At 61.4% G+C, this 21181-nt stretch carries 21 protein-coding genes; 9 read left to right on the top strand and 12 right to left on the bottom strand.

From position 1 onward, the window contains the following. Window position 1: 1 nt before the first annotated feature. Genes cydX through AC1DX3_RS13830 form a run of 3 tightly spaced genes read right to left on the bottom strand, consistent with a single transcriptional unit; the run spans window position 2 to window position 2904 of the window. On the bottom strand, window positions 2–127 hold the full coding sequence (cydX, locus tag AC1DX3_RS13840; RefSeq protein WP_476989895.1) for a cytochrome bd-I oxidase subunit CydX: 126 nt from the start codon (window positions 125–127) through the stop codon (window positions 2–4). Window positions 128–137: 10 nt separating this feature from the next. After that, complete coding sequence (gene cydB, locus AC1DX3_RS13835; protein WP_476989894.1) at window positions 138–1298, bottom strand: cytochrome d ubiquinol oxidase subunit II; 1161 nt, start codon at window positions 1296–1298, stop codon at window positions 138–140. 13 nt (window positions 1299–1311) lie between these two features. Beyond that, window positions 1312–2904 (bottom strand): cytochrome ubiquinol oxidase subunit I, encoded by a 1593-nt coding sequence (locus AC1DX3_RS13830; protein ID WP_476989893.1) that lies wholly within the window; start codon window positions 2902–2904, stop codon window positions 1312–1314. Window positions 2905–3054: 150 nt separating this feature from the next. Between AC1DX3_RS13830 and cydD the strand changes: the two genes are divergently transcribed. Both cydD and AC1DX3_RS13820 read left to right on the top strand, forming a co-directional pair. Next, a complete protein-coding gene (gene cydD / locus AC1DX3_RS13825) occupies window positions 3055–4713 on the top strand; it encodes a thiol reductant ABC exporter subunit CydD (protein WP_476989892.1) in 1659 nt (552 codons plus the stop codon). Then, window positions 4710–6257: an amino acid ABC transporter ATP-binding/permease protein gene (locus tag AC1DX3_RS13820; RefSeq protein ID WP_476989891.1), complete on the top strand. Its 1548-nt coding sequence runs from the start codon at window positions 4710–4712 to the stop codon at window positions 6255–6257. The genes cydD and AC1DX3_RS13820 overlap by 4 nt, the downstream gene beginning before the upstream one ends. On the opposite strand, the gene AC1DX3_RS13815 is transcribed toward AC1DX3_RS13820, so the two are convergent. The 3 genes from AC1DX3_RS13815 to AC1DX3_RS13805 all read right to left on the bottom strand — a co-directional run bounded on the left by AC1DX3_RS13815 (window position 6243) and on the right by AC1DX3_RS13805 (window position 7883). Then, window positions 6243–6743 (bottom strand): hypothetical protein, encoded by a 501-nt coding sequence (locus tag AC1DX3_RS13815; RefSeq protein ID WP_476989890.1) that lies wholly within the window; start codon window positions 6741–6743, stop codon window positions 6243–6245. The genes AC1DX3_RS13820 and AC1DX3_RS13815 overlap by 15 nt on opposite strands. 59 nt (window positions 6744–6802) lie before the next feature. Then, on the bottom strand, window positions 6803–7162 hold the full coding sequence (locus AC1DX3_RS13810; RefSeq protein ID WP_476989889.1) for a hypothetical protein: 360 nt from the start codon (window positions 7160–7162) through the stop codon (window positions 6803–6805). Window positions 7163–7229: 67 nt separating this feature from the next. Next, the gene (locus tag AC1DX3_RS13805) at window positions 7230–7883 is read right to left on the bottom strand and encodes a TetR/AcrR family transcriptional regulator (RefSeq protein ID WP_476989888.1); all 654 of its coding nucleotides are present in this window, start codon (window positions 7881–7883) and stop codon (window positions 7230–7232) included. A 162-nt stretch (window positions 7884–8045) separates the two neighbouring features. Here AC1DX3_RS13805 and AC1DX3_RS13800 point away from each other — a divergent pair, with 162 nt between their 5' ends. From AC1DX3_RS13800 to AC1DX3_RS13770, 7 genes are all read left to right on the top strand, one after another. Further along, window positions 8046–9458 (top strand): efflux transporter outer membrane subunit, encoded by a 1413-nt coding sequence (locus tag AC1DX3_RS13800; RefSeq protein WP_476989887.1) that lies wholly within the window; start codon window positions 8046–8048, stop codon window positions 9456–9458. Between the two features lie 39 nt (window positions 9459–9497). Continuing rightward, window positions 9498–10700 (top strand): EmrA/EmrK family multidrug efflux transporter periplasmic adaptor subunit, encoded by a 1203-nt coding sequence (locus AC1DX3_RS13795; protein ID WP_476989886.1) that lies wholly within the window; start codon window positions 9498–9500, stop codon window positions 10698–10700. Between the two features lie 78 nt (window positions 10701–10778). Then, window positions 10779–12341, top strand: a complete 1563-nt coding sequence (locus AC1DX3_RS13790) for a DHA2 family efflux MFS transporter permease subunit (RefSeq protein ID WP_476989885.1) — start codon at window positions 10779–10781, stop codon at window positions 12339–12341. 69 nt (window positions 12342–12410) lie between these two features. Next, window positions 12411–13157: a tetratricopeptide repeat protein gene (locus AC1DX3_RS13785; protein ID WP_476989884.1), complete on the top strand. Its 747-nt coding sequence runs from the start codon at window positions 12411–12413 to the stop codon at window positions 13155–13157. Window positions 13158–13474: 317 nt separating this feature from the next. Next, window positions 13475–13945, top strand: a complete 471-nt coding sequence (locus tag AC1DX3_RS13780; RefSeq protein WP_476988968.1) for a terminase small subunit-like protein — start codon at window positions 13475–13477, stop codon at window positions 13943–13945. Between the two features lie 236 nt (window positions 13946–14181). Beyond that, complete coding sequence (locus tag AC1DX3_RS13775; RefSeq protein ID WP_476989883.1) at window positions 14182–15342, top strand: alpha/beta fold hydrolase; 1161 nt, start codon at window positions 14182–14184, stop codon at window positions 15340–15342. A gap of 23 nt (window positions 15343–15365) precedes the next feature. Continuing rightward, window positions 15366–15605 carry a hypothetical protein gene (locus AC1DX3_RS13770; RefSeq protein ID WP_476989882.1) on the top strand — a complete coding sequence of 80 codons (240 nt, stop codon included), beginning with the start codon at window positions 15366–15368 and terminating at the stop codon, window positions 15603–15605. On the opposite strand, the gene AC1DX3_RS13765 is transcribed toward AC1DX3_RS13770, so the two are convergent. From AC1DX3_RS13765 to AC1DX3_RS13740, 6 genes are all read right to left on the bottom strand, one after another. Beyond that, window positions 15602–16369, bottom strand: coding sequence for a DUF421 domain-containing protein (locus AC1DX3_RS13765; RefSeq protein ID WP_476989881.1), 768 nt, complete (start codon window positions 16367–16369; stop codon window positions 15602–15604). The two genes, AC1DX3_RS13770 and AC1DX3_RS13765, sit on opposite strands and share 4 nt — an antisense overlap. Before the next feature lie 51 nt (window positions 16370–16420). Beyond that, window positions 16421–16714 carry a hypothetical protein gene (locus tag AC1DX3_RS13760; protein WP_476989880.1) on the bottom strand — a complete coding sequence of 98 codons (294 nt, stop codon included), beginning with the start codon at window positions 16712–16714 and terminating at the stop codon, window positions 16421–16423. Beyond that, window positions 16707–18935 carry a hypothetical protein gene (locus tag AC1DX3_RS13755; protein ID WP_476989879.1) on the bottom strand — a complete coding sequence of 743 codons (2229 nt, stop codon included), beginning with the start codon at window positions 18933–18935 and terminating at the stop codon, window positions 16707–16709. The genes AC1DX3_RS13760 and AC1DX3_RS13755 overlap by 8 nt, the downstream gene beginning before the upstream one ends. A gap of 222 nt (window positions 18936–19157) precedes the next feature. After that, complete coding sequence (locus AC1DX3_RS13750) at window positions 19158–19625, bottom strand: hemerythrin domain-containing protein (RefSeq protein WP_476989878.1); 468 nt, start codon at window positions 19623–19625, stop codon at window positions 19158–19160. 362 nt (window positions 19626–19987) lie between these two features. Beyond that, complete coding sequence (locus AC1DX3_RS13745; protein ID WP_476989877.1) at window positions 19988–20656, bottom strand: DUF6766 family protein; 669 nt, start codon at window positions 20654–20656, stop codon at window positions 19988–19990. Window positions 20657–20712: 56 nt separating this feature from the next. Continuing rightward, the gene (locus tag AC1DX3_RS13740) at window positions 20713–21174 is read right to left on the bottom strand and encodes a hemerythrin domain-containing protein (protein ID WP_476989876.1); all 462 of its coding nucleotides are present in this window, start codon (window positions 21172–21174) and stop codon (window positions 20713–20715) included. Window positions 21175–21181 lie beyond the last annotated feature (7 nt).

The following is a 21181-nucleotide window of genomic DNA, read 5'->3' as shown; positions in this document are numbered from 1 at the left end:
TTTACGATTTGGAATACGGATCTTCGGCGTCGGGGTCGTCAGTGGCCTGGAACTCGTACCAGATGCCGTTGAGGACACCGACCGCGACGGCCAGGCCGACACCCAATATCCATGAAAAATACCACACAGTGTTCTCCTTAATAGAGGTCGGGATTGGTTTTGAGATGCGATACGCCGACGCGGCCGAACAGGACCTTGTAAACCCAGGCGGTGTAGAACAGTACCACCGGCAGCAGCACACCGGTGACCAGCAGCATGATGCCCAGGGTCATATGCGAGCTCGACGCTGTCCATACCAGCAGGCTGGAATGGGCGTCGACCGTGCTGGGGAGGATGATGGGGAACATAGAGCAGCCGACCGTGGAAATGATCCCGACGACGCCCAGGGATGAACCACCGAAGGCCAGCCACTCGTTCTTCAGGCGCAGGCCCAGCATGGCGGCAACGGGTCCGACGAACCCCAAAACAGGCGCCGCCCACATCCACGGATACTTGCCGTAGTTGAGCAGCCAGGCCCCAGCCTGAGGCACGACGGTCGCCCGCGTCGGGTTGGACGGTCCGTCGGCCGCCACGTCACCCACGACGCTGAAACCAAGGCCACCAAAACGGACGAAGACAAAACCGATGGCGAACAAGACCACCACCGCGGCGCCGGCGAACAGCCCGTAACGCATCGCCTTGTCGCGCAGGTCACCTTTTTCGAGCTTGATCGACAGCCAGGCCGAGCCTTGCAGGACCAGCATGGCGACCGAGGTCAACCCGCACAGGACGGTAAACGGTGAGAACAACCCCAACAGGCCGCCGAAAAAATGATCATGAAGGGTCAGGCGCAGATCGCTGTCGTAGCTGAATGACGCACCTTGCAGGACATTACCCATGGCGACACCGAAGACCAGGGCCGGTACCGCGCCGCCGATGAACAATGCCCAGTCCCAGTTGCGTCGCCACGCTTCACCGGGGCGCTTCGAGCGATATTTGAAACCGACCGGGCGCAGGATCAACGCCATCAGGACGAGGAACATGGCTAGGTAAAAACCGGAAAAGCTGGCGCCATAAACGAACGGCCACGCGGCAAAGAGGGAGGCGCCACCAACGACGAACCACACCTGGTTGCCTTCCCAGGTAGCGCCGACCGTATTGATGACGGCACGGCGCTCGCCGTCGCTTTTGGCCACGAAAGGCAGTAAGGCCGCCACGCCCATGTCGAAGCCGTCCATGATGGCGAAGCCGATCAGCAGGCCGCCGACCAGTGCCCACCAGATGACCCGCAAGGTGGCGTAATCGATAATAGGCTCCATGGGTTTTTGCTCCTTATTCTGCCGGGCCAATGACCGGCAGGGCCGGATCGTCCGTCGGACTGACTTCGGGGTCCTCGTGCATGCGGCCGATCTTCGACTGATACGGCCCCTTGCGCACCGTCTTCACCATCAGGGTAATTTCGATCACCGCCATGATGCCGTACATCAGGGTAAAGCCGATTATGGTCAGCCAGATCTGCGGCACAGTCAGGCTGGACGCCCCCATAAAGGTCGGCAGGACACCGTCGACCGCCCAGGGTTGCCTGCCGACCTCGGCCAGCACCCAGCCGCCTTCGATGGCGACCCACGGTAAGGGAATGGCCAGGACACAGGCCCACAAGAACCACTTCGCTCGCACCTTATCGACGGTGACCATGTAGAAGGCCAGGATAAACAGACCGATAAAGGCAAAACCCAGACCGGCCATGATGCGGAAGACGTAGAACATGACAAAGACGTTGGGGATGGTATCGGCGGCGGCCTTGGTAATGGTCGCATCGTCGGCTGTGCGCGGATCGGCGACATAGCGCTTCAACAGGTAGCCATAGCCGAGATCGGCCTTGTGTTCCTCGAACTCGGCGCGCGCCGCCAGGTCGTTCGGGTTGGCTTTCAGCTTTTCGACGCCGTCATAGGCGACCATGCCGGAACGGATGCGGCCCTCGGCCTTGTCGACCAGGTCGAGTATGCCGATGACCGGCTTGTCGAGACTGCGTGTCGCGATCAGACCCAGGACATAGGGGATCTTGATTTCGGCGTCGGTACGCTGTGCCTTGACGTTCGGGATACCGAAGACGGCAATGCCGGCGGGCGCTTTTTCGGTGTGCCACATCGATTCCAGGGCGGCCAGTTTCATCTTCTGGTTATCGGTCAGGGTATAGCCCGACTCATCGCCGAGGACGACGACCGACAGGGCCGAGGCCAGGCCGAAAGCTGCCGCCACCGCCATGGAGCGTTTGGCGACGCTGACCCATTTGCCCTGCAACAGCCATATCGCCGAAATACCGAGGACAAAAACCGAGGCCAGAACATAGCCGGCGCTGACGGTGTGGACGAACTTGGCCTGGGCGACCGGATTGAACAGGACCTCCATAAAGTTGGTCACTTCCATGCGCATGGTGGCGGGGTTGAATTCGGCGCCGGTCGGGTGCTGCATCCAACCATTGGCGATCAGGATCCACAGGGCCGACAGGTTGGTGCCGAGCGCCACCAGGAAGGTGACCATCAGATGGGCCGGCTTGGACAGTTTTTCCCAGCCGAAGAACATCAGGCCGACAAAGGTGGCTTCGAGGAAGAAGGCCATCAAGCCCTCGATGGCCAGGGGCGCACCGAAGATGTCGCCGACATAATGGGAGTAGTAAGCCCAGTTCATGCCGAACTCGAACTCCATGGTCAGGCCGGTGGCGACGCCTAAGGCGAAATTGATACCGAAACAGACGCCCCAGAAACGGGTGATGGTCCGCCAAATTTCCCGGCCCGTCAGCACGTAGACGCTTTCCATGATGACCAGCATGAAGCTGAGGCCAAGGGTCAGCGGCACGAAGAGAAAGTGATACATGGCCGTCAGCGCAAATTGCAGCCGCGACAGTTCGACGACACCGAGATCCATAAACGACTCTCCTCATTCGCGAATAGGGCGAGTAAACGCCTCAAATCCGGCGCGTGCAAGCCTGCGGCAAAAAGCCTGTAGGTTACAGGGCCATGAATGCGCTAAGACCGCTTGCGAAAGCTAATCCGGTAAAAATCGTAGGGCCTGCTATTGGCGGAATCAACACACCAATTGTCGCACCCGCAGGTCGCACCAACGCATCAGGCCGCGCAGGCGCAGCTCAATCAATGGGCGCGCCGTGGCGGCAAGACCTTGCCCCTGGGGTTGGTGGATTTGCTTTACATCGCGGGATTTGCCTGGGGCTTGAGCCATCTCGTCACCGCCCTGTTCGGCCACGCGCCGCACCTGGCGGATCTGATCGTGCCGATTTTGGCGACTGTCGCCGCACTGAGCTTGCGTGCCGGACTTTCCCTTGTCACGCAAAGGCTCGACCAGGCGGCGGCGCGGCGTATCTTGCAGGGCGTACGGCTCGATATCATGGCCAAGGCCCTGGCGGGCCGCCTCGCCGCCGGCGCCAATACGCAACGCCTCAATACCCTGTTCGAGGATAGCGAAGCCCTCGAAGCCTATTATGCCCGCTTCCGCCAGGCCGAGCTCCAGGCGCGCATCATTCCCCTGGTCCTGATTGGCGTGATCGCGACGCAAAGCCCGGTCAGCGGCGGCCTGTTGGCCCTGACCCTGCTGCCGTTTGTCGCACTCATGGCCATACTCGGCATGGGCAGCGGCGACGAATCCCGCCGGCAGCTCGATGCCTTAGGCAAACTGTCGAACCTGCTGCTCGATCGCCTCCGCGCCCTGCCGCTGATCCTGGCGTTTCAGAATGGCGGGCGTCAGACCGCCAGCGTGGCCTATGCCGCCGACGCCGTGGCCGAGCGTACCCTGCGCGTGCTGAAAATCGCCTTCCTGACCTCAGCCGTACTCGAATTCTTCAGCGCGCTTTCCGTCGCCATGATCGCCGTCTATTGCGGATTTTACTTGCTCGGCCTGTTGCCGTTCCAGGTGCCGGAGCACCTGACCCTGGCCACGGCCTTTTTCGTTCTTGCCCTGGCGCCCGAGGTCTATGCGCCGATGCGCCGATTGGCGGCCGCCTACCACGATCGTCAGGCTGCCATCGCGGCGGCGCAAAGGCTGATGGCGTTCGAGGTCGCGGAACCGGCAATACCCGCCCCGCGGTTGACCAACGCGCCGGCGATCGCCTTTCGCGATGTCACGATCACCCACGCCGACGATCCGGATTTTCGTATCGGCCCGGTCAGTTTCGAGGCCGCGCCGGGTTCGGTGACGGCGCTCATCGGCCCAACGGGGGCAGGCAAGACGAGTTTGCTGCGCCGGCTCATCGATCCGCAAATCGGCGGGATTTTTATCGACGGCGCCGAGGCCACGGTTCACACCGATCTGACCGGCGATATCGCCTGGGTGTCGCAGAACTCACCGATCCTGGCCGCCACCTTGCGCGACAATCTCCGACTTGCTTATCGCGACGCCGGCGATGCGGACATAGAGGCCATGGTCGACCGCGTCGGTCTGCGCTCCCTCGTCATGCGTCGGGAAAATGGGCTGGATGTGATGCTGAATGAGCGCGGTTCAGGCCTGTCGGGCGGTGAGCGCCGCCGCATCGCCCTGGCGCGCGCCTTACTCAAACCGGCCGCCATTCTGCTGCTCGACGAACCGACCGCCGATCTCGACGCCGAGTCGGAAGCCGACCTGATCGCCCGCATGCCCGCCCTGTTCAAGGCACGAACGGTCATTTTCAGCAGCCATTCACCGCGCCTGTGTGCCCTCGCCGACCAGATTGTGACCTTGGCATGAGCGATTTCGACTGCGATTTCAGAGCCTTGAAAAAGCCGTTCGGCGCCCGCCTGTTATTGACCGCGCTCTTCGCCGCCGGGGTATCGGTTTCGGCCGTCGCCTTGCTCGGCCTGTCGGGCTGGTTCCTGACCGCCGCAGCTATAGCCGGCGCCGGCGGTCCGATCGCCATCCAGACCTTCAACTACCTGCTGCCCAGCGCGCTTATCCGCCTGTTCGCCATTACGCGGACCGTGTTTCGCTATGGCGAGCGTTATCTGGGGCATAGCGCGGCGTTGCGCGTGATGGCGCGGCTGCGGCCGGCCCTGTTCGGGCGTCTGGTTGAGGCCTCGCCGCAAACCACGCTCGCCCTGTCGCGCGGCGAGGCGTCGAGCCGTTTCATCCAGGATATCGCGACGCTGGAAAATGGTCTGGTCCTGCAAAGCGTGCCCGTCGCAGCGGCTACCGGCATGGTGACAGCGCTTGGTTTCGCCGTGTTTGGCGGCTGGCAGGCGGCCTTCATCTTGGTGACGTCCATGGGGCTGGCCCTGCTGGGGGGATGGTGGCTGCACCGTCCGGCGGCCGCGCCCGAATCCGAAACCGCGGCGATGGGCGCCCTTAAGGCGCGCTTCCATGAGCTTCTCAATCTGTTGCCGGATATACGGACCTGCGATCTGCGCGACAATTATCTCGCCGAGTTGACAGTGCTGGAAGACCGGCTGCGCGCCGCGAAGACCGCCACCCTGTCGCGCGACGCCCTGGCATCGAGCCTGGTCACCGTCCTGATGGGGCTGTGCCTCAGCTTGATGGCCGCGGTCAGCGTCCACAGCTCGCTCGCCGGGCTGGCCCTGGCGCTGCTGGCCGCGACCATGGGGTTCGAGAGTATCGGCAATCTGGTGCGGTATATTGGCCAGCGCTCAGGCATCGTCGCCGCGCAAGAGCGCGTCGCGGGCCTCTACGATTCGGCGCCGGCCACACCCGTGGTGGCGCAAAACAAACTACTGGGCATTTACCAGCTTGATTCGCACCTGCGCCTGCGTATCGACGGTGCATCGGGCAGCGGCAAGACGCGTTTGATCGAAACCTTGATTGGCTTACGCGAGGGACCGGCAACCGTGGGCATGGTCGGGTGCGCCCTCTGCCCGCAGGACGCCACTATCCTGACGGGGACGATACGCGACAATCTCCTGATGGCGTTCGACGACGCCACCCTGGCAACGACGCCGAAGGCCGACATCGAGATGCGGATGCACGAAGCGCTGGACGACTCGGTCCTGTCGGCGCGGGTCAAGGCCTTGCCGAAAGGACTCGACACCTGGGTCGGCGACGGCGGTGTTGCGCTGTCCGGCGGAGAGTGTAAGCGGCTGGCCCTGGCGCGCGCCTATCTGCGCAACGCCCCGGTCCTGATCCTCGACGAACCGAGCGAAGGGCTGGACCTGGCGACGGAAGCCACGGTCATCGAACGGCTGGAGCAACGGCTGGCTCGCACCGGTCAGGGCCTGATCCTGGTCAGTCATCGCGAGGCGCCGCGGCGGCTGGCGACCGAGGTTTACCTAGTTGCGCCTTAAACGCCTGGCGGCGGCGCGCAACAAGGTGACCGAATAGAGCTTGTGGAAACCCATCAACTGGTCAAAGCCCGTGCCGAGCGAAACACGGCCATCGGCGGCAACGCGGTGCGGGACCACCGCCGTGCCGAACCACAACCGCGTGCCGCCGCCGGCCAAGGGTGTCGTCATCAGCCACGAGCAGGTCTTTTTCATGTAGTCCAGCATCAGGATCTGGTTGTCGGTTCGCGCCTGCTGGCTCCAGGCGGCAAAGCGGGTGATCTCGCCATCGGCCAGCCGACGCGCCTCGGCATCGCTCGAGGGTTTGGCGACCAGCAGCGCCAAGATCAGCCGCTCCAGCTTGAACAAGGGCGAAGTATAGAAGGCATGGATATAGTCCGCATGAGAGACCTGACCCGGAACGTCGATGGCGAAACAATCGGTATAGGCTTTCGCGTCGCGATAGCGCGTCAGGAGAGCATGGTCCGGCAAAGGCTGGGCAAGGGACATCAGCCCTTATGGCATGGATGCGGGGATTGTGCGGCAGGACAAAAGGTCGCTGATGCGGCCTAATTCATCGGCGGGCGTTTGGTCGTGCACTGGGCGGCGAAAGCGTCATAATGCATGCCGCCCGTGGCATTGGCCGCTTCCATCTGCTTCCAGCGCGCGTCGCACGCACTGATGCGGTCCTGCTGTTCCTTGGTCATGCCTGGCGCAGAGCGCACCATGACCCTGGTCATGCACTTGGCGGAATAGGCCTTGACGTCAGCCTGTTTCGGCTGGGCCTGGGAGGAGATGGCTTGCCATTGTTCGGCGCAGGTCGGCGCCTTGACGGCCGGAGCGGCTGCGGGCGTCGCCGCCGGAGCGCGACCGCCGAAGGCCGCGAACGCCAAAAATCCTGCCGCCGCAAAGACATAGGCTAAACGCATGATTGCCTCCTCCATACTCCGTGGGAGTTTACCATGCTCACGGTTTCACGACAATTGACGGAAGCACTTAACCGTTATTAACGCCGTAGGCCGCGAAGAAAACTCGCATGGCGGATTCGACTTCGCGATTAATTTCATCGTCGCCGGGCTCCGGAATGTAGTTGAGCAGTCGCGCCTTGATAAGGCGTCCATGGATCAGCGACGTCAATTGAAAGGACGCCGTCAACGGGTCGTCAATCTTCATTTCACCGCGCGCCACGACCTTGCGCAGATAATCGGCAAGGATTTCAGCGCCCCGCTTGGGTCCGCTTTCGTAGAAGGCGCGGCCGATTTCCGGCGACTTGCTGCTCTCGGCCGAAATGACACGCCAGTTCTGCAGGGACTTGTCAGAAGTGAAGGTCTTGACATAGCGCCGGGCAAACCGGGTCAGGACCGTACGTGCGTCGCCTTCATCGGTCAGCAATTCGCCAACCTGACCACGATGGAATTCGCAGTGGCGCATGACATAGGCGCCGAACAAATCTTCCTTGCTCTTGAAGTAATTGTAAAGCGTGCCTTTCGAGCCGCCTAACCGCGCGGCGATGGTGGACATGGACGCACTGGCATAGCCTTCCGTCAGGAAGATCTCGGCCGCCACATCCAATATGTGCTCGCGCCGGTCGCCGCGGCCCTTGAAGGGCTCAATACACGACTCCGCCCCCGAAATGCCCTCTCCTGACACTTTTACGTCCTGTTCCAAAATATCCTCTCGCAATGCAAAAATAATTCACAACCGTACAGTACGGTCATATTGACAGGTACATCAGACCGGCCTATATGTCCAGCATAAATGACCATACCGTACGGTTATTTCAAGGTCCTCCCCGACCTAATGAAGAGATAGATGATGATCAAGACCTCCACATCCCTCCTGGCCGCTGTCTTGTTGGCGACCACAGCGCTCACCGCCTGCACCACCCTGCCGCAAAGCGCGCCGTTCGCCTCCGAGCCCAGCCAGGCCAAGAAGGTCAATCCGATCGAAGCTGCCACCGATCAGGCCTGGTGGCAAGGTTTTGGTGACACGCAGCTGCAAAGCCTGATGACCGAGGCCTTCGACAATTCGCCGACCCTGGCCATGGCCGAAGCCCGCCTCAACCAGGCCCAGGCCGTCGCCTCGCAATATCACGCCGCCGCAGCGCCGAATCTGACCTTCAATACGGATGCGCACGAGGTCAAGCAGAGCTATAATAACGGCTTCCCGAAAGAATTCCTGCCCCAGGGTTATAACGACCAGGGCACGATGACGCTGAATTTCGGCTGGGAGCTCGACTTCTGGGGGCGTAACCGCGCCGCCATCGCCGCCGCTTCGACCCAGGCCCAGGCCGCCGAGGCCGACGCCGCCCAGGCGCGCCTGATCCTGGCCACCGCCATTACCGGCGCCTATATCGACCTCGATCGCCTCTATCAGGAACGCGACTTGGCACAGCGTGCCGTCGAAATTCGCAGCGACAGCGCCAATCTGGTCCAACAAAAGCTCAATAACGGCGTCTCCAACCAGGCCGAGGCCGAACAGGCCCAGGCCGGCGTCTATGCCGCCCAGGCCGATCTCGCCGCCTTGGACGAACAGATCGACCTCAACAAGCACCAGATCGCCATGCTGGTCGGCGCTTCGCCCGATCGCGCCGCCGCCCTGGCCCGTCCGACCATCGATGCCGACGCCAAGGCCTTCGGTCCGGCGCCGCAAACGGTCAATCTCGACCTGATCGGCCGCCGTCCGGACATCATCGCCGCCCGCTGGCGTGCCGAAGCGGCCTCCGCTCACATCAAGCAGGCCCACGCCGCCTTCTACCCCAATATCAATCTGCGCGGCTTCCTCGGTTTCGAAGCCCTGGGCCTGGGCAATCTGTTCAAGGACGGCTCCGACGCCGGCCAGTTCGGTCCCGCGCTCAGCCTGCCCCTGTTCGACGGCGGCGCGCTGAAGGCCAACCTGAAGTCGGCCGAGGCCGAGCACGCGTTAGCCATCGCCAGCTACAACCAGGATGTCCTGGTCGCCATGCAGGAAGTGGCCGACACCTTGAGCAGCCAAACCGCCTTGCAGGCGCGCCTTGACAATTCGCAAAAGGCGCTCGACTCGTATGAGCAGGCCTACAAGTTGAGCAAGCTGCGCTATGACGGCGGCCTGTCCAACTACACGTCGTTGCTGTTGGCCGAACAGAGCCTGATCAATCAGCGCCGCGTCGTTACCGATCTCAAGTCACGCTCCATGACCCTCGATATCGCCCTGATCAAGGCGCTCGGCGGCCAATACATCTCGTAATCCGAACATAAACTCCAGAAATCAGAGAAAGATTTCATCATGGCCGACACCGCTCACCCCGCCCCGCGCGCTGAAAACGCTAAAGAAGCCTATGCTCCGCCCGTAACCCCCGTCGCCGCGCCGCCCAAGGCGCCCGCCAACGCTGCCGGCAATGCCAAACGCCGCCAGTTGCTGACCTATGTCGGCATCGGCGTCGCCGCCGCGGCCATCGCTTACGGCGCCTATTACGGCCTGGTCGCCTCGCACTATGTCTCGACCGACAATGCCTATGTCGGCACCGATACCGCACAGGTCAACGCCCTGGTTTCCGGTCCGGTCGCCACCATCGCCGTCGCCGAAACCCAATATGTCAAGGCCGGCGACGTCCTTCTGACCATCGACGACTCGGACGCCCGCATCGCCGTCGAACAGGCCCAGGCCGCCCTCGCCCTGGCGCAACGCCACGTCCAGGGCTATTACGCCAACGATGCGGCCCTGGCCGGCCAGGTCGGCGCCCGTCAGGCCGAGGTCGCCCGTGCCACGGCTCAGATCGCGTCGGCGCAATCGGCACTCGATAATGCGAAAACCGAGCTGACGCGCCGCCAGAACCTGGCGACCTCGGGCGCCGTGTCGCAGGAAGAACTGACCTCCGCCCAGAACGCCTATAGCCAGGCCCAGGCCGCCTATAACACGGCCCTGGCCGGCCGCGCCGAAGCCTTGGCCGGTGTCCAGGCCGCCGGTGGCGAGCGTCAGGGCAATGCCGTCAACTTCTCGGGCGTCAGCGCGGCGCAGAACCCGGAAGTCCTGGCTGCCCAGGCCAGGCTCGACGCCGCCAACCTGGCGCTCAGCCGCACCGTCGTCCGCGCACCCACCGACGGCATCGTCGCCCGCAAGGCCGTCCAGGTCGGCCAACAGGTCGCCGTCGGTACGTCGCTGATGACGGTCGTCCCGACCTCCAAAGCTTATGTCGACGCCAACTTCAAGGAAGGCCAACTGACCAAGGTCGTGCCGGGCCAAAAGGTCGAACTGACCTCGGATCTCTACGGCAAGAGCGTCAAGTTCCACGGCACCGTCCGCGGCATTTCCGGCGGCACCGGCTCGGCCTTCTCGTTGATCCCGGCCCAGAACGCTTCTGGCAACTGGATCAAGGTGGTCCAGCGCCTGCCCGTCCGCATCGATCTCGATCCGAAGGAAGTGGCGGCACACCCGCTGCGCGTCGGCCTGTCGATGGACGCCAAGATCGATATCTCAAAGACCAACTAACTCCCCCTGGCCCCGCGTCCCTCCCCCTTACCCCTGGCGCGGGGCCGCTTTTTTCTTTCGAAATAAGAAGAGGCAACCATGTCCTCCGCGTCCCCGGCTGCCCAAAGCGCCCCGCTTCCTCCCTTGACTGGCGCTGCCCTGGCGATCACGGCGCTGGCGCTCGCGCTCGGTACCTTCATGCAGGTGCTGGACGGCACCATCGCCAATGTCTCCGTGCCGACCATCGCCGGCGATCTCGGCGTGTCGACCTCCCAAGGCACCTGGGTCATTACCTCGTTCGCCGTGTCGAACGGCATTTCCGTGCCGCTGACCGGCTGGCTGATGGGACGTTACGGCGTCGTCAAGGTGTTCGTCGCGTCGGTCGCCCTGTTCACCATCGCTTCCTTCCTGTGCGGCATAGCCTGGAACATCGACGCCCTGATCTTCTTCCGTGTCCTGCAAGGCGCGGTGTCGGGCCCGATGATCCCGGGCTCGCAGGCCCTGCTGATGATGATCTTCCCGCCCAACAAACGCGGCACGGCGCTCGCCATCTGGTCGATGACCACCCTGGTGGCGCCGATCTTCGGCCCGATCCTCGGCGGCTATATTTCAGACAATTTCACCTGGCCGTGGATCTTCTTTATCAATCTGCCGATCGGCGCCGCCGTCGCCTTCCTGTGCTGGCGCGGCATGCAGGGCCGTGAAACCCCGACCTTCCAACGCCCGATCGACCGCACCGGCTTCGCCCTGCTGGTCGTCTGGGTCGGCGCCCTGCAGATCATGCTCGACACCGGCAAGGAAGCCGACTGGTTCAATTCGCCGGCCATCGTCGTCGAAATGCTGGTCGCCATTGTCGGCTTTATCGCCTGGGTGATCTGGGAGCTCAACGACAAGAACCCGATCGTCGACCTGTCCTTCTTCAAGACGCGCAACTTCGCCTTCGGGACCGCGGTCCTGTGCGTCGCCTATGCCATCTTCTTCGGCGCCAACCTGTTGATGCCGCTGTGGCTGCAGACCAATATGGGCTATATCGCCACCTGGGCCGGCCTGGTCGCGGCGCCGTCGGGTGTGATCGCCGTTATCATGACGCCGTTCGCCGCCCGCCTGCTCAACCGCTACGATGCGCGCATCCTCGGCACTCTGTCGCTGCTGTTGTTCGCCCTGTCCTTCTATATGCGGTCGCTGTTCACCACCGAAGCCAGCTTCTTCGTCCTGATGGTGCCGATGCTGGTCATGGGTGCGGCCATGAGCTTCTTCTTCATTGCCTTCGTCAGTATCAGCCTGAACGGCATTCCGGGCGAGCGCGTGCCGGCCGCCTCGGGCCTCAGCAACTTCGCGCGGATCGTCGCCGGTTCGTTCGCCGCGTCCCTGGTGACCACCATGTGGGAACGCAGCGAAATCCAGCACCAGACGCGGCTGGCCGAAATCATGGGGGTTACCGATCCGGCCTTTCAGCACGCCATGCAGCAGGCCCAGGATTTCGGCCTGAGCGCGGCCCAGGGCGGCAGCCTAATCGTCCGCCAGGTCATGAGCCAGGCCTTCCTGCTGGCGACCGTCGACCTGTTCCGCATCTCGTCGATCGTCATCCTGGTTCTGGTGCCGTTCGTGTGGTTGTGCCGCAAGACCATGATCACCGGTCCGGTCCAGCACGGTGGTGACTGACTTGGGCGGCGACTAAACCTTGACTCCGGCCGTGGCGGCGGCACAGTAGCGGCGAACAAGGACACCGCCATGCGCCAGCTCATTTTCGCCACCGTCGCCGCCCTTGCCTTGATGTCCGCGCCCGCCTTCGCCCAAAGCGTCGAGTCGGGCGTGGCCGCCTATGAGGCCGGCGATTACAAGACGGCTTTGGCCAATTTCGCGGTCATGTCGGCGTCGGGCGATCCATCGGGCGACTACTGGTTGGGGCGTCTCTATGCCGAGGGCAAGGGCGTCGAGCAGAATGATGCACAGGCGATCGGCCACTATCAGCGCGGCGCCGACAGCGGCGATCCCGAAGCCATGAACGCGCTGGCCATGGTCTATTACAACGGCCGGGGCGTGACCCAGGACAAGCCGCATGCCCTGGATCTTCTGGTCAAGGCGGCGGACGCCGGCAGCGTGCCGGCCATGCGCAATGCCGGGGAAATCCTGCTCGATGGCGACGGCGTCACCAAGGACAGCGCGGCCGGCGCCGCCTGGGTAAAGAAGGCTGCGGGCACCGGCGATCCGTCGAGTGAAAACCTGTTGGCCGCCTTGTATTACGGCGGCGAAGGCGTCGCTCAGGACTATGCTCAGGCGGCGGCCTGGTTCCAGAAAGCTGCCGATCAGGACGATGTCGACGCCATGGTCAATTTGGCCAAGCTTTACGAATCCGGCAAGGGCGTGACAGTGGACAAAAAAGCCGCCAAGACCTGGTACGACAAGGCCGCGGCCAAGGGCGACAAGGATGCCGCGACCTGGCTGGTATCCCACGCTGGCGACCCGGATCTGCAATAAAGAAGTTAGCTGGCGACTGCTTTTTGGGCGGCGCGGCGCGGGTGTGCGCTCAAGGCAGGGTAAGCCGGCGAGATTCGGAGTGGCTGTGTCCGGATTGGCGGAAAACCGACGCTCCGAATCTCAATATGGCGATTTTTGAATGGTATTATGTTGCCGTATATTTACGATGCGTGAAATTTATTATCATGTTTCGTATTTTATCCGTTGACATGGCAGGGCAAGCTTGGTAGGTTTTTCTCAGCATCCAGTGTTGCGAACGAAATCAACCCCACGGTCTTTGACCGGTGGGGCTTTTTTATGCCTGAGGAGGGCCTTCCATGACCACAGAGACAAAGACAGAGCGCCGTCCGCGCAGCACCTATTCGGAAAAACTGGCCGAACGGGTTTGCCAGCTGATTGCGGTCAGTACGATCGGGCTGAAGCGCATGGTGGCCGCCGACATGACGCTGCCCAGCGAAAGCACCATCTATCTGTGGGTCCAGCTCTATCCCGACTTCCACGACAAGTATCATGCGGCGCGGGAAGCCCAGGCCGAGGCGCGATGGGCGGCGTGTCAGGTGATCGCCGAAGACTACCAAAAGGATGTCAAGGTCCTGGTCGATGCGAGCGATCCGCAGCTGGCGGCCAAGACCAAGGCGCTGAATGAGGCCGCCAAATTGGTGATCGATGTGCAGTGCCGGATGATTGCGTGGCTGTCGCCGAAGAAAGCGAGCGAAATTGTCAGCAAGCCGCCCAAGCGCAAGAGCAAGCCGTTTATGTACAAGACCCTCGACGACCTGATCTGTTAAGGCGCAGCGGCGGCCGGATTCGAACGGCGACCAAGTCCTTATGCGTCGAAAGGTCGGACGCAGAAGCTATACCACCGGAAACCCCCGCCCGATTTTTTATGTTTTGGCCGTCTATCCGCATCGGTTTCGCGGCCGGGTCAGGGGCATAGTGCCGGCCTTCATATGGCTCATAGCCGTCATGTCACGTCCACATATCGGGATCACGAACCGTCGATCCATATCCAGAAAGCGCCTCCATGCCGTTCATCATGATTGTCAGAGCCCTGCTGTCCCTTTTGGGTCTGGCGATTCTCGCCGCTGCCGGGTGGCTGCTGTGGACGTGGTACCAAGGCGACTATATCCGCGATGTCTACGGCGTGGCCCATCTTGTTCGCCATGACTGGCAGTTATGGACGGCGCTCGGGCTTATCCTGTGGTCGTTCGGCGGCGGCGGTATCCTGATCAAGCCTTTCCTCGCCCGCAGCCGTCCGTCACCGGAGCATTTCAAGCGCGGCGATGGCGAGATCATTGCCGGCGTCAACGGGGCATCGTTATATGTCGAAACCACTGGCCGGGCCGACGCCCCGACAGTGATCCTGACGCACGGGTGGGGCCTCGACAGTACCATCTGGGCTGCGGCCAAGCGCGATCTGTCGCGGGATTTCCGCGTTATCAGCTGGGACCTGCCGGGCATGGGCAAGTCCAAAGCGCCCAATGCCGCCGTCGGCCTGGAAAGCTTTGCCGATAACCTGGCGGCCGTCATGGCCTATGCAGACGCTGAGAAGGTCGTTCTGGTCGGTCACAGCATCGGCGGCATGACAACCCAGACCCTGGCGCGCGATCACGGCGATATCGTTCGCCGCCATGTCGCCGGAATCGTCCTGGTCAACACCACCTATGTCAATCCGCTGCAAACCATGATCCTGAGCCCACTGGTCATGGCCATGCGTTTACCGATCGTCGAACCGATGATGCATCTCACCATGTGGCTGGCGCCATTCGCGTGGCTCGGCGCGTGGAAAAGCTATCTCGACGGCACGGCGCATATCGCCAACCGTCTCGGCTTTGGCCCACGCGTGACCCATGCACAGCTGGAACACACGACCCTGCTCAGTGTCCGCAATCCGCAGGGCGCCCAGGCCAAGGGCAACCTGGCCATGTTCCACTGGAACTCAACCGGCGCCGTCGCCAAGCTGGACGTGCCCATTCTGGTACTGGGCGGCAAGGTCGATATCGTGACCAAGCCCGAGGCCAGCCAGGACATCGCCGCTTCGGCCCGCCATGCCGGCGTCGTTATTGTCGACGATGCCAACCACATGGGCTTTGCCGAGTGCGCCGACGTCTACAACAAAGCCATTGCCGCGTTCGCCACGGATGCGTTCGCGGCTCAACGCCGCGAGACCGCCAAGGCTTCGTGACCCTTAAAACTTGGAGCGCTTTCATGACTGAATCCGATAATCCCCAAACAGGTCTGCCGCACGACATCACCCGCGCCGGCGTGACCGTGCATATTCCCACACGCCATGAGATCGACCCTCATCTGAAGCCCGGCGCGGCATTCGATATCGACGCCGGCGATATGCCTGAGGATGGCGTCGTGGCCATCAACGACAGCGATGACGCGCTGCTGGACGAAGAAAAGCAGCATCCGATCAGCGATATCCCGGTAACCGGCGCTTAGAGCGCCTGCCACCGTATCTCGAAGCGACCGTCAGCGGGTACGCGATAGACCAATTCGTCACCGGTCGGATGGGCCGGTGGCAAGATATCGCCGTCCTCGGCGCGCAACAAGGCAACACTGGCAGGATATGTGCGATCCTTGATCATGACGCGCAGGCGGGCGTCATAGCCGGCCGGTCCATTCATCGTCACCTGGGCCGTCCCCTCGCTGCATACGACGTCGGCCGGATATTCGCATGTCAGGCGAAACGGCAGATCGTCACACGGCGAAAGGTGAAGTCCTGACGCCCTGTCATTCGACAGGACGTTCAGTTCACCATTCGATCCGAGAATAACGGCCGCCACGTCGGACAGGTTACTGAAACCTTTTTCATGGAGGGCGGCTTCGATTTCCGTGTGGGTCACCCGCTCCTTCTTCATCGCCTTTCCGAGGAACATGCCCTCGGCATAAAGGACGGCCGGTTCGGCGACGACCCATTTGCGGAACCACGTCCAATGACAACTCGCCACCGACAACAGGTATTGGAAAGCCACGAGGAGGCAAATGGCGGTTACGCTCTCGGAGATGGTCTGGTCCTGGGTCAGCATCGCCTTGGTGAGCACTGAGCCAAGGGCCATGGTCACGACCATGTCGTAGGCATTCATCCTGGAGAGCGTCCGCTTACCGGCGGCTCGCAGACACAGGATAAGTGCAGCATAGGATACAACACCGACAATAGCGATGCGAACGAGGTGTTGCCAGTCGTTGAAAAACAGGTGCTCCATTTCGTTCTCCCCAGCACATTGGATAAAGTCGTCACGGACCGTGGATGGAGATCATCCTGCCGGTTTTCGGCCTTCGAGCGCGGCGTTAAGCAGGTCGAAAATGGCGCGCGTCGCCGGATCCCGTATGGCATCGTCCTGGTACTGCAAAACGAGCTGGCTGAGCCTGGCGGTCAAGGCGGCTGCGGCCGGACCATCGAACAGGTTCTCGGGTCCGGCCGCCGTAACAATCTTGCTGAGCGTGCTGGCCGCCTGGGCCTGATCCAGCATGCCCTGTCGCAGACGCATAAGACTTTCGTCCGCCAGGCGGTGGAACACGGTCCTTACGTCCATCTTGACATCAGTCATCCCCGCCTCCGCCCCAACGGATGACATAGCGGCTGCCGGCGGCGACATCGTAATCCCGGAAATCGTCGCCCCGTTCGCGCGCCGTGACGGTCTTTTCCGAATCCTTGTCGACCAGATGGACCCGCGGCATGTCGCGGCGGTCGCTGCGGATGGCGCGCAGCCGCCCGCGGAAGGGTGTGGGCCCGAGGACGCGGACTTCGGCCGAGGTGGCATCGATCGCGGTCACTTCGAGCGGATAGTCGCCGAACAGGCGGAACGGCGCCTCACCGCAGGCTTCGAAAGCGCGGCAGGCAAAGATGAAGGCGCCGCCGCAGCCGTAGATCTCCTGGCCGACCTGACCGGCCGGCTGCCCGTCGCCATAGAGGTCTTCCAGCGGAAAGGACAGGTTGCGGTCGATGTGGCCGTTGCGAATATTTTCCTTGGCGACGACCTCTTCCGGCAGGGCGTCTGGGTAGAAGAACCAGGTGACATCGAGGGCGTAGCGCCGGAATTCGCTGACCAGAAGGCGCGCCGCCGGCAGCAATTCCTCGCCACCCAGGCGGAGATATTCGTCGAAGGCGGCGAAGGCTTCGAAACATTCGTACGCCGCCATATAGGGTGCGTCCTGCAGGCAGGTGACGCCGAAAAAGTTGGTGTATTTACCGGCAAAGCCGACTTTCGAGTCCCACAGTTCGCAATTGTGCACGAAGCTGGCGATAAAGGTCAGGCTCTGGTCGAGATAGTGGGACGTCTTGTCGAGCAACCACAGTTTCAGGCAGGCGACCGCCCCCCAGGCGGTCAGGTTGGTCTGATAGGCCAGTTCGAAGCGTTCGTCTTCGAGCGTCTTCAGGGCTTGCTTGGCTTCGTCGAGATATTGCCGGTCGCCCGTCATTTCCCACGCCTGAACCATGACATAGGCATAGATGCCGCCGACGTCGGTTTGCCCCAGACCGTCCGGACTGCGCGCTTCGGTGATGACCGAAAAGTCGGTAATATCATATTGGATGGGCCAGACATAGTTGAAATGGCGGGCGGCCCTGATGGCGAAATCGAGCGAGTCGCGAAATATCTTTTCCGCCTGTGAATTACCCGCCTTAGCCAGCCGCGCCAGGTTCATGAGCGGGTGATAGAGGTACCACGAGTCGACTGCATTGGCGTTCTTGTCATCGCCGACATTAGGCAGGTAGCGGCGGATGGATTTCAATTTCTTATCGTAAAACCGGCCAATACCGGCGGCCAGTTCCTTGGACAGCGTGTTGTCCATGCCCCACTGCCTCTCGTATTCGACAAGACTGGCCAAGACGGTCATCTGGACCATGCTGTCGGGATACTCCGCACCGACATAGGGGTGGAGATAGGTGTGGCCATAGTGTTCGATGGTGACGTCGCCGCCGGCCCGGAGGTCCTTCATCGTGCGTTTGGCGCGATCCAGCCAGTCGTGATAGTGCGGCTGATGGCGGTTCAGATATGGATAGATGGTGGCCACCATCTCGATAAATTTGCGGGCACTGTTGATTTCGTTCTGCGTGCAATCCTTGCTGAAGGTTAGCAAAGCGTCCGAAACCACGACCTCACGGCCTTGTTTTAGCGGCTTGATGGGCGGGTTGTTGGCCATGGGGCCGGTCGGCGGCTGGTAACCGAGTTCCGGCCACTCGCCACCGACGACACCGTCCGGCTTGGTCCCCGTCTGCCGGAAGAAGTCATTGAGCACGCTGAAATTTTGCGCATAAAGGACATTGCCGAAATTCGGCTCGCTAAAACAAAAATAACAGATACCGCCGTTGACACCGCGCTGCGCTGCTTCGACCTGGCCGTGCGCCCCCAGGGGACTATCTTTGTTGTCGAGTACGAAAAGGTCTCGCGGCCAGAAGGTCAGGAGCAGATCGTAGGCCGGCACCAGGGTGACTTTCAGGCGCAGGACGGCGTCCTCCAGAAGCTCCAGTTCGATAGTCCATTTCCCTACGCTGGCCTCGTTTTCCCATAGCGCGCTGATTTCGTTCCGGCGCAGCAGTTTCAGCTTATAGGGCCCCGGCCAGGGACTGGTCCTGAGCGCGATGGCACCCTGTCCCGGACGCCGGACGACGATCCACAAGGTATCGCGGCCGGGACAGGCCTCGATCGTCAAGGCGCCAAGATGGAAGGTTTCGATGACGGGTAGTTTTTCACTGAAGTCCCTGTGGACCGCGACGGTTTCCGAAGTAAATCCCGGATTGTCCGGGTGGGGGTTCATGTCTTTTGCCATTTCGGTCTCCTAAAGCAAGATGGGCGGCTAAAGGTGCCTGATATGTGGGGCGGCCTCTTCACGGCAGTGTTGGGCGTCTGGGTCCGGTCGCCGATACGAGGCATATTCCGCTAAGCGACTACGGGATAAAATCGCAATAAACGCAGTGCCGGGCAAATGAAACGCGGCAAGGTTCAGCTTGCCGCGCTGGATGTCGTAACCCGCCTGTGCGGGAGGCGCGAACTACCCGACGGCTTCCGCGGGCGCTTGCGCCTTCTGCTGCTTCTTCAGCGCGTCCATATCCTTGGCCAGTTGCGTGGCCTCTTCGCTGCTGAGATATTTTTTGGCCTTTTCGAAGACGTCCTGCTCTTCTTCCTCGACGTGGTGAGCGACCGAGTGCTTGAACTCGCCGAAGGTCTCGATCCAGGCTTCCTGCTCGACCGGGGTGGTCGACAGCTTTTCGAGATATTCACGGATTTCATCGTGTTCGTGATGGGCGTGCTCCATTTGCTCCTCGACCGCCTTGGCGCGCGTGGCGTCCTCGATGGCCTTGTAGAAGGTGGCTTCCTCCGTGTCGGCGTGGAGCGTCAGTTCGGTCTTGATCTGGCCGAACAGGGCTTGACGTTCCGCCGGGTTCTGGCTGGCGACGACCTGATCCATCAGGTCCGCGACCTTGCGGTGATCCTTTTTGAGGTAATTGTAGATATCCATGGCCTGACCTTTGTTTCAATTGAATGCCGGTCAGGGAGTATGGTCACGGTGGACATAAGTTCTATATGCCGCAAGAGGCGGGGATTTTATAAGAAGATGGTAGCGAGAGCACGACGATCAATCGCGCCGGGGACCATCTTCAGATTTTCGGGTCGCCTTATGAATTGCATTAATTCACCGCCAGCTTGTCCGGGACCGGTAGGCAATCCCGCCACATGCGTCTATACCCGCCCCCTCTCCCGGACCAGAACTTCGCCAAATAAATGGATAGGAATGGATAAGTTTCCGGCCGGTAAGCCGGTCAGACAGTCAGGTTTCGAAAACCGGGTGCCGGTTAAACCCCTTCCAACAGTGTCGCGGGCTTACGGGGTTTCGTCATGGGGCATGTCGACGGGTTTTGACTCGGGCGATCCGTGTTGCCGGAGCCAGATAGACAAGATGACAATCGAGGCAATGGCCAGGAATTCGCTTTGCCAATTCTGGAAGGACTCGAACCAGAAACGCGGCTGGCCGAGGAAGCCAATAAATCCATCCGGCAGCTGGCTCTTCAACTGTTCTTCCGTAACATAGTCACGGTAACTGCCGGCAGCGTGGAGGCCAAAGCTGACAAGAAAGAGTATCAGGAACGCGATGCTCAGCGAATTCTTGTACAGGGCAAGGACCCATCCGCCTTTGCGGACGGGCCACGGCGCCTTTGCGCTCGGTTTTGGCTCGGCGTCGACATCTTCAGCGCGATCCATCGCCTTGGACTCGGACGAACCCATTTGTCGCAGCTTCACAGTGGCGATCACATAGAGGAACATTTGGAGAAACTCGCTCTCCCAGTTCTCGAAGGTGACCTCGGCGAAACTGCCACTGAGAAGATAGGCGCCAAGCGACAGGGCATGCGCCCCCTTCTCCTTGAGTTCCTCGTTGTTTTCTAGCCAGCCCGTCCAGGCTTGAAGGGCCCAGAACAGCAGAAAGAAGCCGATTGCAAAAATCGACAGGCCATTGCGATGGATGAACCCGAATCTCTTTTTGGCCCGTGCCATTGTATCCTCCGTTCGCATTCTTTCGTTCGGGCAAGCCCTCGATCGCTGAATTCGCTCTAAGCCACCGGCGCAACGGTTGGCAAAAGCTGCTCTTTCAGTGCGGCCATTTCAACTGCGAGCTGTTCAGCTTTTTCAGCACTCAGCACCCTTTTCGCTTCCGAGAAAACTTCGGTTTCCTCTTCCTCGACGTGATGCTCAACGGCGTGCTTCAATTCGCCAAACAACAACATCCATTTGGGGGACGCCATGGCTTCCTCAGATAGCCTATCCAGGAGATTGCGGATATCGTCATGCTCGTGTTCGGCATGGTCGACATCCTTTTCGACGTGGACGTCATGCGATGCATCGGAGATCGCTTTGTAGAAGGTCTGTTCTTCGGCTGTGGCGTGCGCCGAAAGCTCTGCCTTGATCTGTTCGAACAGGGTTTGCTGAACGTGCTGCAGGTTAATCGCGAGAAGGTCGTCGATGAGGCCCGCGACCTTGCGGTGATCGGCAATAAGATAGGTGTAAATGTCCATGGCTAGT

This window comes from Asticcacaulis sp. P2_B1, from assembly GCF_056404915.1.
This window is presented reverse-complemented; position numbering and strand designations above follow the sequence as displayed.